Source organism: Streptomyces hazeniae (assembly GCF_031845485.1).
GTDB classification, from domain to species: Bacteria; Actinomycetota; Actinomycetes; order Streptomycetales; family Streptomycetaceae; genus Streptomyces; species Streptomyces hazeniae.
Genome location: NZ_JAVREQ010000138.1, coordinates 1 through 474, shown reverse-complemented (window position 1 = coordinate 474; position 474 = coordinate 1). Strand labels below are relative to the sequence as shown.

General features: G+C 44.5%; 1 protein-coding gene. It reads right to left on the bottom strand.

What is annotated here, in order from left to right:
• Window positions 1–474 (bottom strand): ABC transporter permease (locus RM572_RS28990; RefSeq protein WP_311676337.1); only part of this gene is annotated, 474 nt, incomplete at both ends.

Here is a 474-nt window from a genome sequence, read left to right as displayed (position 1 = left end):
GTATTTCCTCAACATGTAGCGGAGAGGAATGATAGAGATGAAAATAATGAGCAATGCTGCAGGGGCAGCGAGATGATAAAGTGCTTCAGATGCGTCTACCCAAATTCTTACTGCTAACGTATCAAAACCTGGTGGGCGAAGCATAAGGGTTGCTGGTAGTTCTTTGATTGAACTGACGAAAACGAGGGCACCACCAGCAAGGATTCCCGGCAATATGTTAGGAAGAATAACTGTAAACATGACTTTCCATGGCGGATAGCCGAGACTTCGAGCTGCTTCATCCATTCTAGGCGAAACAAGGCTCAATGAAGCTTCTCCTGCTTGCATCGCTTGGGGGAGAAAACGAACGACGAAAGCAAGAGCTAACATATAGAACGTGTTATATAGCATCGGAATATGATTGTTAAAAATAAAGATGAACCCGAGAGCGACAATGACCCCTGGCAATGCATAACCTGCATAGCTCAATTTATC